This window comes from Acidimicrobiia bacterium (assembly GCA_040881685.1).
Taxonomy (GTDB): Bacteria; Actinomycetota; Acidimicrobiia; order IMCC26256; family PALSA-555; genus SHVJ01.
The window spans coordinates 192,958-203,230 of the sequence record JBBECS010000054.1 but is presented as its reverse complement, the minus strand read 5'-3'; the positions used below and the strand labels follow the sequence as shown (position 1 = coordinate 203,230).

Annotated in this window: 9 protein-coding genes; 6 read left to right on the top strand and 3 right to left on the bottom strand. The window is 68.9% G+C overall.

Translation table 11 applies throughout. The features are described from left to right. From WEE69_15655 to WEE69_15635, 5 genes are all read left to right on the top strand, one after another. On the top strand, nt 1-1,085 hold a 1,085-nt coding region (locus tag WEE69_15655; GenBank protein ID MEX1146739.1), incomplete at its 5' end, for an ABC-F family ATP-binding cassette domain-containing protein. Between the two features lie 35 nt (nt 1,086-1,120). Beyond that, on the top strand, nt 1,121-2,749 hold the full coding sequence (locus WEE69_15650; protein MEX1146738.1) for a LuxR C-terminal-related transcriptional regulator: 1,629 nt from the start codon (nt 1,121-1,123) through the stop codon (nt 2,747-2,749). A 116-nt stretch (nt 2,750-2,865) separates the two neighbouring features. Beyond that, complete coding sequence (locus WEE69_15645; GenBank protein MEX1146737.1) at nt 2,866-3,477, top strand: methyltransferase domain-containing protein; 612 nt, start codon at nt 2,866-2,868, stop codon at nt 3,475-3,477. 99 nt (nt 3,478-3,576) lie between these two features. After that, complete coding sequence (locus WEE69_15640) at nt 3,577-3,996, top strand: ester cyclase (GenBank protein MEX1146736.1); 420 nt, start codon at nt 3,577-3,579, stop codon at nt 3,994-3,996. Between the two features lie 58 nt (nt 3,997-4,054). Beyond that, entirely contained in the window at nt 4,055-5,398 is a 1,344-nt protein-coding gene (locus tag WEE69_15635) for an adenylate/guanylate cyclase domain-containing protein (protein ID MEX1146735.1), read from the top strand. A 27-nt stretch (nt 5,399-5,425) separates the two neighbouring features. Here the strand turns inward: WEE69_15635 and WEE69_15630 are convergent, their stop codons facing one another. Beyond that, a complete protein-coding gene (locus WEE69_15630; protein ID MEX1146734.1) occupies nt 5,426-6,223 on the bottom strand; it encodes a ParB N-terminal domain-containing protein in 798 nt (265 codons plus the stop codon). Nucleotides 6,224-6,306: 83 nt separating this feature from the next. On the opposite strand from WEE69_15630, the gene WEE69_15625 reads away from it, so the two are divergent. After that, nucleotides 6,307-7,785, top strand: a complete 1,479-nt coding sequence (locus WEE69_15625) for a hypothetical protein (protein ID MEX1146733.1) — start codon at nt 6,307-6,309, stop codon at nt 7,783-7,785. Here the strand turns inward: WEE69_15625 and WEE69_15620 are convergent. Both WEE69_15620 and WEE69_15615 read right to left on the bottom strand, forming a co-directional pair. Beyond that, nucleotides 7,782-8,027, bottom strand: a complete 246-nt coding sequence (locus WEE69_15620) for a hypothetical protein (protein MEX1146732.1) — start codon at nt 8,025-8,027, stop codon at nt 7,782-7,784. The genes WEE69_15625 and WEE69_15620 overlap by 4 nt on opposite strands. A gap of 21 nt (nt 8,028-8,048) precedes the next feature. After that, on the bottom strand, nt 8,049-10,262 hold the full coding sequence (locus WEE69_15615) for a hypothetical protein (protein MEX1146731.1): 2,214 nt from the start codon (nt 10,260-10,262) through the stop codon (nt 8,049-8,051). Between the last annotated feature and the right edge of the window lie 11 nt (nt 10,263-10,273).

Sequence of the window (10,273 nt, the reverse complement as noted above, 5' to 3'; positions counted from 1 at the left end):
GCAGCGAGCTACTGCTGCTCGACGAGCCCACCAACCACCTCGACGCCGACGCCCGAACCTGGCTCCTCAAGCTCCTGCGCGCCTACCGCGGCGCGCTGGTGGTGGTGAGCCACGACCTCGACCTGCTCGACGACGCCATCACCCGCGTGATCCACATCGACCGCGAGGTCGACGAGGGCGCCGGCACGCTCGTGGAGTACAAGGGCACCTACTCGCAGTACCTCACCGCCCGCGACCAGGACGAGCTCCGGCTCCGCAAGCTGCGCGCCCGCCAGGACGCCGACATCGCCCGCCTCACCACGCTCGCCAACACCATGCGCGGCCAGACCGTGAAGCGGGCGCGCCAGGCCAAGAGCCTCGACAGCCGCATCTCTCGCATGAGGCAGGAGCAGGTCGACGCGCCGACGCGCAAGCGCAAGCTCAACCTGCGCTTCCCGACGCCGCCGCGCAGCGGGCGCACCGCGCTCACCGTCACCGAGGTGTGGAAGGCGTTCGGCAAACTCGACGTGTTCTCCGACGTGAGCTTCGACGTCGGGCGCGGCGAGCGCCTCCTCGTGATGGGCCTCAACGGCGCGGGCAAGACCACGCTGCTCAAGGTGCTCGCCGGACGGCTCGAGGCCGACCTCGGCGAGTTCGCGCTCGGCACCAACGTGTCGGTCGGCTACTACGCCCAGGAGCACGAGGGCATCCAGGGCGGGCGCACGCTGCTCGAGCACCTGCGCGACGCGTCGGACGTGCCCGACGGTGAGCTGCGCGCGCTGCTCGGCATGTTCGGGTTGAGCGGCGAGAAGGCGTTCCAGGACGCGGCCACGCTCTCGGGCGGTGAGAAGACGAAGCTCGCGCTCGCGCAGCTCGTCGCCGGGCGTCACAACGTGCTGCTGCTCGACGAGCCGACGAACAACCTCGACCCGCCATCACGCACCGCCACCGGCGAGGCGCTCGCGTCGTGGCCGGGCACGATGATCGTGGTGAGCCACGACGTGGAGTTCGTGCGCGCCCTCGCGCCCGACCGAGCGCTGCTCATGCCCGAGGGCATCCTCGACTACTTCGACGAGAACATGCTCCCGATGGTGGGGCTGGCGTAGCGTCATCCCGCGCCAGGATCAGCCAGACTCTCGGGGTGGCAAGCGACCTCGGGGACGGTCGGGCTGCGTTCGACCGTGGGGCCTGGGGCGAGGCGTTCGAGCGGCTCTCGGCGGCAGACGGCCAGGACGCGCTGGCTGCCGACGACCTCGAGCGCCTGGCGACCGCAGCCGTCCTGACCGGCCGGCGCGCCGAGAGCGAGGCAGCCTGGGAGCGGGCTCACCACGAATGGACACGCCAGGGCGACGTCGCGCGCTCCGCAGCCTGCGCGTTCTGGCTCGCGTTCAGGCTCCTCAACCTGGGCGAGATTCCACGTGGCGGTGGTTGGGTGGAGCGGGCGCAGCGCCAGCTCGACGAGAGTGGCCTCGAATGTGTCGAGCACGGGTACCTGCGGTACTGCATCGGCCTGCGCTGCGTGCTCGAAGGTGACGCCGCCGGTGCGCACGCGGCGTTCGCGCGGGCATCGAAGATCGGCGCGCGGTACGGCTCGACCGAGCTGATCACGCTGGCGCGGGTGGGCGAAGGTCGCTGTCTCATCTACCTCGGTGAGGTGGTGGAGGGCGTCACGCTGCTCGACGAAGCGGTGGTCTCCGTCAACGCACGGGAGATCTCGCCGATCGCGGTGGGCGACGTCTACTGCACGGTGATCGACGGGTGCTCAGAGCTCTTCGATGTCCGCCGCGCCACCGACTGGACGGCGTTGCTCGACGACTGGTGCGAGTCACAACCCGAGCTTGTGCTCTACCGAGGCGAGTGCCTCGTGCACCGGGCCGAGATCTTGCGGCTCCGCGGTCACTGGTTGGACGCGCTCGCAGAGGCCACGCGCGTGCCCGCGCGGCTCGCGGAGCCCGCCGGCCCAGTGGTGCTGGCCAACGCGCACTACCTGATCGGCGAGGTGCACCGCGTGCGTGGCGCGTTCGACGAGGCCGAGGCGGCGTACCGGGAGGCGAGCCTGTACGGGCGCGACCCGCAGCCCGGGCTCGCGCAGCTGCGCCTCGCGCAGGGTCAGCGCGACGCCGCTGCCGCCGCGATCCGGCGCGCGCTCGACCAGTCGGAGGATCCGGTCTCGCGGGCGCGGCTCCTGCCGCCTTACGTCGAGATCGCCCTGGCCGGATCCGACTTCGACGAGGCGCGCATCGCGGCCGACGGGCTCGGTCAGATCGCCGACGAGCTCGGATCGCCGTATCTGCGGGCCTGCGCCGCGCAGGCGACCGGCGCGGTGCGGCTGGCCGACGGCGACGAGCGCGGCGCCCTCGTCGCATTGCGCCAGGCCGCGGATGCATGGCGAGATCTCGAGGCCCCGTTCGAGCTCGCGAGCACACGCACCTCCCTGGCGCTGGCGTGCCGGGCGATGGGTGACGAAGACGGCGCCACGCTCGAGTTCGACGCTGCCCGCACCACGTTCGAGCGCCTCGGCGCGAAGCCCTCGCTCGCGCGCCTCGACGAGCTCTCAGGCCAGCCCACGTCGCGGCCCGACGGGCTCACGCCACGCGAGATCGAAGTGCTCGGCCTGGTCGCGGCGGGCGAGACCAACCGTGGGATCGCGACGAAGCTCGTGATCAGCGAGCGGACCGTCGACAGCCACGTGCGCAGCATCTTCATGAAGGTGGGTGTGTCGACCCGGGCGGCTGCGACCGCGTACGCGTACGAGCGCGGGATCGTGTAGTCCGCAGACCTACCTACTCGACCGATCGCGAAAGATCGGTAGTTCCACCGATGGCAAGCGCCCTCGCAATTCGTACGTTCTCCTTGAACCTTTCGACGACCGAGGAGAGAGTACCGATGAACTACGGATTCGCATACCGGATCGGCTTCCATCCGTGGGAGGACGCGGTCGATCAGCCGGAGTTCACCGCCAAGATCACGGAGCTCTTCGAACGCGAGGAAAGTGAGCGGGTCGCACCGTTCGGACGGGCGCTCGACATCGGGACAGGCAGCGGCATCTGGGGCATCGAGCTCGCGAAGCGCGGGTGGAACGTCACAGGCGTCGACATCATCGAGAATGCGCTCGAGCGAGCGCGCGAGCGCGCCGGCCGCGAGCACGTCGACATGGAGCTCGTCAACGGCGACGTCACCGACTTGCGCGCGGCCGGTGTCGGCGAAGACTTCCGCCTGGTGCTTGACACGGGCACATTCCACGACTTCGACACCGAACAGCAGCAGGCGATGGGAAGAGGAGTGGACGCCATCGCGGCGCCCGACGCGACGGTCCTGCTGCTCTGCTGGCCGCGCCGTCGTCGGCCGCTCATCCGCGGCGTGGAACGCAACGAGATCGAAGCCGCGTTCCCGGGCTGGAAGATCACGGACATCGAGCCCTCGGGGTTCTCGGCTCCGAAGCCGCTGGAGGTGCTCCTTCGACCCGACGAGCACTGGTACCGACTCCGCCGCGAGTAGATCGGGCGTCCCGATGCAGGAGCTGGCGTAGCGCCGAGAAGGCCCACCCTCTACGATCCCGCCCGGACGTGGTTCTCGGACCCAGGAAGGAGGGGCGACATGGCGGACCTGAAGGCATTGGCGAAGCGCTTCAACGACGAGGTGATGAGCAAGGGCAACTTCGACACGATCGACGAGATCGTGGCGGAGGACTTCGTGGAGCACCAGGAGCTTCCGCCCGGCGTCCCGCCCGGCCGGGCGGGGTTGCACGCCTTCGTGAAGATGTTCCGTGACGCATTCCCCGACCTCAAGGTGGAAACGGTGAGCGCCGTGGTCGAGGGTGACGAGGTGTGGATGCAGTCGTTGTTGACCGGCACCCATAAGGGCGAGCTCGCGGGCGTCCCCGCGACCGGCAAGAAGGTGTCGGTCGCGATGTTCGATCGGGTGAAGGTCCGCGACGGCAAGGCGGTTGAGCACTGGGGCGTCGCCGATGACATGGGGATGATGACCCAACTCGGCGTCATCCCCGAGATGGGCTGAGTCACCGGCTGAGCAACCTCCCGATCGTGGAGATCGCCTAAGCGCGAGACTGCGCCCCATGAACGATGTGCAGTACGCGGTGACCGAGGACGGTACGCACATCGCGTACCGCGTGCTCGAGGCCGACCATTGGGACGGCGCGCCGCACGACATCGTGATGGTGTCGGGCGGCCTCATCCCGATGGAGCTCTTCGAGGAGGAGCTCGGCTTCGCCCGACTGCTCGCCGGGCTCCAGGCGCTCGGTCGGGTCGTCGTCTTCGACCGACGCGGTCTCGGCCTGTCGGACCCGATCGTCGACTGGGAGCAGCCGGTGCTGGACCAGTGGGCCGACGACCTCGCGGCGGTGGTGATCGCCTCGGGAGTGCGCGACCCGGTCGTGTTCGCATGGGACACGTACGGAGTGGGGACGCGCTTCGCCGCAAGGCACTCCGACCAGGTGGGACGGTTCGTGCTGTACGAGCCGATCATCGTCACCGAGGGCGAGTGGGAGGACTGGTCCAGCGACCAGCTGCGGGCGATCCAGGCCAACATCAGCGGGGAGTTCGACATCCTCGAACGGATCGCACCGTCGCGCGTTGCCGACCCAACGTTTCGCGAGTGGTACAGCCGAGCCGGCCGCCTCGGCGCGAGCCCGGCCACCGCCGGCCGCATCTTCAAATCTGCCTTCGGCGCGCGACCCGAAGCGCAGCTGCTCGAGGGGATCAAAGCGCCGACCCTCGTGCTCCATCGGCGCGACAGCGCGTTCATCCCTCCCGAGTCGGCGATGATCGCGGCGGAGCGGATCCCGAACGCGACGGCGGTCGAGCTCGACGGAGAAGACCTGTTCCCCTTCATGGGCGACGTCGACGCCGTATTGGCCGAGATCGCCGACTTCGTCGTCGGGGAGCGGCGCCTGCCGCCACCGGAGCGTGTCCTCGCGGCGGTCATGTTCACCGATCTGGTCGGCTCCACGGAGCGCGCCGCGTCGGTCGGTGACGCGAAGTGGAAGTCCATGCTGGACCGCCACGATGCCGCAGTGCGTGCCGCGGTCGGGCGCTGCGGTGGCCGAGTCATCAAGACGACAGGCGACGGGGTGCTCGCGCTGTTCCCGTCCACGGCTGGCGCACTGAACACCGCGCTGCGACTGCCAGCCCACCTCGTTGAGGACGACCTGCAGGTCCGCGTCGGCATCCATGTCGGTGACGTCGACCGTCGCGGTGACGACGTGTCCGGGCTGGCGGTCAACATCGCGGCGCGTGTGATGGCTCGAGCCGGCGACGGCAACGTGGCCGTGACGGCATCGGTCGTCGCCGCGATGGCCGGTCAAGCCGCGGCCTTCGAGCCGATGGGATCGCACACGCTCAAGGGAATCCCAGGCGAGTGGGAGCTCTTTCAGGTCGTCGACGGCACCGTCACCGGCTGATTCGGCGCCGCGGCAACCGCGCCGACCTCAGCCCCCGCGCAGCACCTTCTCCGGGTGCTCCTCGAGGTCGTGGAGCTTGGCGATCATCTTGTCGAATGTCTCGTCGAACGAGTGCTGCTTGCGCGCCCGCTTGAGCGGGTTCGCGTGCGAGACGATCTGCGCGCCGACGAACTCGTGCCACGCGCCGGATTCCTTGAGCGCATCGGAGATCGCGCGCACGAGCCGGTGCGCCTCCACCACCTTCGCGGCGCGCGCCTCGCGTTCTGGGAGGCACTCGGTGAGCGGCCGGTCCATGTAGCTGTCGCATTTCTTGAGGATCGGCTCGAACTGACTGCCGGCGAGGCGACCCGACTCGGCGTAGGCGAGACCGAGCGTGACGTAGTGCGCCTGCTGCACCGCGTCGGCGACTTCAGCGTCGTCCTCGGTCATCTTCGGGTGCTGCTCGGCCATCTCCTGGTAGATCGACAGCGCCACTGCCGAACGCTCGCGGATGTTCGGCTCCTTCTCCACGTTGAGGGTGAGCATGCGGCGCGCCATGTCCCGCGGCACGATCACGGCCGGGAGCTGACGCAGGCCGAGCTCCTGGGCCGCGAGGAAGCGGTGCTGGCCGTCGATGATCCAGTATCCGCCGTCGTCGCGCTCGACGACCACGACCGGAGTCACGAACCCGACGCGCTCGACCGAGCCGATGACGCGCTTGACGTGCGCATCGCTCGCCTTGCGCTGATGCGAGATCACCTCCAGCTTGCCGATCGGTAGCACGGCGAACGTGAGGTTGCGCTTCTTCGCCGGATCCTTGAAGCCGAGTCCGTCGTCAGCTGCCATGTTGTGTCGATCGTCCGTACCGCTCGGCCATGTGACGGATCATCGTACCGGGCGTCGCCGCGCCCAGGACTACCGTCCTCGCAATGAAGCGCGGGGGAGTCGCGCTCACGCTTGTCGTCTGTGTGGTCGCGGCGGGCGCGACCGCGGTAGCGGCCGGTGAGAGCGAGGACGTTGCGGCCGGCTTCGTCACCGGGCGCGAGCACGAAGTGCGCGTGCGACCCGTACTCGACGAAGTCGCGTCGGAGGCGGCCAAGCTCAGGCGAGCAGCCCGCACGTCGGGTGAGGCGGCCGTCGCGTCCTGCGATCCGCTCCAGGCCAGCGCTCTTCGCCGCAAGGTGCCGACGACGCCACGCGACGGTGACGACCCGGCGGTGTGCGTGGTGCTGGCAACATCGAACGAGCAGGAGCGCCTGATGCTCGGGCCCGCTCAGCTCACCGGAAGCGAGTTCGGGCGGATCACCCTGCGGCGAGCGCGACGTGGGCGCCGCCTGGTGGTGGCGCGGCTCACCGCGCGCGGCGGGAGCCTGTGGGCGTTCCTCGGGGCTCAGAACGGTGATGCTCGGCTCGCGTTCACGCTGGACGGTGAGGTTCTCGATCTGGTCGTGCTCGACGGCAATGACGAATCGTCCACGCGGGGCCTGTCGTTCACCCTGGGCGAGAAGGAGGGCTTCTCGAAGAGCGAAGCGGAGCGACTCCGCGGGCTGCTCGAAGAAGCAGAGCAGGAAGACGTCATCGAGCTCGGGCGTGAGGCCTCGCTGTCTCGGGAGGGGCGCGAGCTCTTCGCCGATACGGCTCCGGTGATCCGCGAGAAGGCGGACTTCGTGGAGGACTGCCCATTGCCCGAGGCGGACGACACGTTCGTCTTGGGCTGCTACGACCAGTTCACCAACGAGATCTCGATCCTACGCGTCGACCGGCTTGACATCAGGGGCGTGATGCCCGTGACCGCGGCGCACGAGATGCTCCACGCCGCGTACGAGCGGCTTGGTCGTCAAGAGCGCGAGAAGGTCAACGCCATGATCGAGGAGTTCGTGGCCGAGAACCCGCAGCCGCGCCTCGAAGAGTCGCTGACCCTGTACACCGAGCAGGAGCGCGCGAACGAGCTGCACTCGCTCGTCGGCACGGAGGTCTCGGTGTTGTCTCGCGCGCTCGAGCGCCACTACGCGCAGTACTTTGACGATCGCGCGGCGTTGATCGCGTTGTTCGCGGGCTACCAGAGCGTGTTCGACAACCTGGAGACGAGATTCGAGCAGCTGGAAGCCGAGCTCGACGCGCTCGATGCTCAGCTGGGCAACCTCGAAGCGCAGGCGAACGCGGCGGGAAAGGAAGCCGACAGCCTCGCGAACCAGATCGACGAGCTGCGTGCGCAGGGTCGCTTCAACGAGGCCAACAACCTCGTGGGTCCGCAGAACACCGCGGTGGATCGCGCCAACTCATTGGGCGCCCAGTACAACGCCGTCGTCAACGAGTACAACGCGAAGGTTGCCGAGGCCAACGCGATCGCCGACAGCCTCGGCGACCTCTACGGCGACCTGAGCCCGGTCGAGTCAGTTCCTGCTTAGTTCTGGCCGGCGACGTCGCGGTCCTGGAGTGGATCCGCGACCGCGTCACCGCCGGGCTTGACGGAGCCGGTCGGGCCGAGGTGGACAGCCGGCTTCGGGACCTGCGCATCGCGACCGACACCGAGAACCTCCCGGCCGCGGCCGACCACGCAGCCCGGCTCCGCGCGCGGGTGCGGGTGCTCGTGACCCGCCAACCCGTCAGCTGAATCAGCCCGTCCGTCGGCGTAACGGACGCGCTTCATCACCCGGCCCCTAGACACCGGTCAAGGAGGTGCCTGAGCCCGCAGCTGCGCGTCGAGCCAGTCGAAGGCGACGGCATACGCGGGTTCGCGGGGATAGTTGGAGTGGCGCTCGATCACCGGCGGCGCGGGGTCGCCTGCCCGCCGCTTCGGAGGTGTGGTGACGAACGTGTCGACCGAGGCGGGAGGCGGGTCGGGGTCGCTCGGGTCTTGGAACACCGGACCACCGATGGGGTCCGTGTGTCGGTAGAGGTTTCGCCAGCGCGCTCCGACTCGACCCGAGAGCACGTCGAGCGCGGGGTCGCCGAAGTACGTCGGGAAGTACGAGCGATACAGACGACGCAGTGGGGATCCATACGAGAGCAACGCGATCTGGTCCGTCGGCGCCATCTGGAGGAGCGCGGCGGCCGCGATCACGCTGCCCTGACTGTGCGCTGATACGACGACGTCGGAGGATTCGAAGCCCGGCTCGGGGATCTCGGCGTCTCCGAGGAGGAAGTAGGCGACGCGCGCCGACAGCTCGGGAACGACTCGCTCCGAGTAGCACGGTGGTCCCAGTGGGTGCGCGGTCCGTGGCCAGAAGGTGGCAAGGTCCCAGAGGATTCCGACCTTCCGGCGGAGTCCTTCCGTCCGGTACGCGCGGACGATGAGGAAGACCAGCGCGAGCGCGAAGAGGACCACGATCACGGTGCCCGCAACCTCGAATGCACGCCAGACGGCAGGCGAACCAGGCAGCCAGCCGGGCTGATCGCCGCCGTAGGCCTCGCGCGAGGCAAAGAATGCCCCGACCGCGGTGATCATCGTGATCCAAGAGACCACCGAGATGATCACGTTGGCCCGGTCCGTGAGCCGCGCCCAGGCGATTGCGGCAGCGAGCTTGCTGCGCAGCGAGGGTGGTTCGACTTCGGAGTCCTCGTGGCCGCGGCGAGCCCTCCACACGACGAGGAGGACGACCACCACCAAGACCACGATCCCGATGCACGCAAGAGTCACACCGCGCGCGGCCCATGCCATCGCCGCCGGCGTGACGATCGTCTTCCCCTTGTTCGGGATCTCCGCCGACGGTCGGGCTCGTCCGATGAGATCGGCGACGCGCAGGATCACACCGGCCGAGAGCGCGGCACCGATCACGAAGGCGCCGAGCGACACGCAGAACGTGCCGGTCCCCCAGAGCCGAAGGTGCACGAACGCGTGTAGACGGGTCCAGCGGTAGAAGCCGAAGGCGGCAAGCACCATCAACGTGCCGAGCTGCGCGCCGAACATCACCTGCACCGTCGTCGTGCTTCCAGGGAGCGTGAGGCTGTCGTCGGTCGTGAAGTCCGCCTCGAAGTACGTGTACATGAGCAGCGCGCCCAAGATCAGTACGGCGGCGATCATCACGGAGATCGCAGCCGCGCCCGACCGCTGGGGGAGCGCGCAGAGGAGCATGCTCGCTCCGAGCGCCACGGCTGGGACAATCCAGACCCAGGACCCGGTGGCATCCGTCCTCGTGAGCACGATTGCAACGAGCAGCGCGATGAACGAGAGCCCGGCTGCGGTGTGCGTCCGCTGGAACGGTCGAGCGCGCTCGGCGCCGTTCCAGAAGTCGGCGCACTCGAGCGGTGTACCCGCGTTCGCGCCCGTCACCTCGGGGGCCGGTTTGGACGCCGGATAGTCCTCGTAGCGCTCGAACGTCTTCTTGCCGACACGCGCGAGGCCGATCAGCACGACCACGGGCACGAGGGCGAGCACGGCGACGCGTTGCTCCGGCGTGTCGAGCCACGACCAGTCGAGGAAGCCGACGATACCGCTACCCGACCGGTGGCCTTGCCAGGCGACGATGTCGACCGCCGTGACAAACGCCGCGAGCACGAGCATCAACGTCAGCGAGAGCGCGAACAGCCGTACCAACCAGCCCTCGAGCCCTCGGGCGATCCCGCGGTACTCGCCGACCGGCTTCTTGGTGTCGGTCAGATGCATGGCGCCGGCCGCGTTGACGAGGGCGAACGGAGCAAGCACGACCCACAGCGCCGCGGTCGCGACCCGCGACGTCAGTCCACCCCACCGGTATCCCTCGAGAACGGGCACGCGTCCTTGCGGTGAGGTGGGCTCTCGCTTCGGTTGGACAAGGGGACGCCAGAAGCCGGAGAGCTCGTCGCCCGCGACGAGAACGACGGCAGGGGTGTCGAGGATGTGCTCGACCGGCGTTCCGCTGACGCCATGGATGCGCAGCTCGATGACGCGCCGCTGGTCGGTCACGCCAAGTGTCT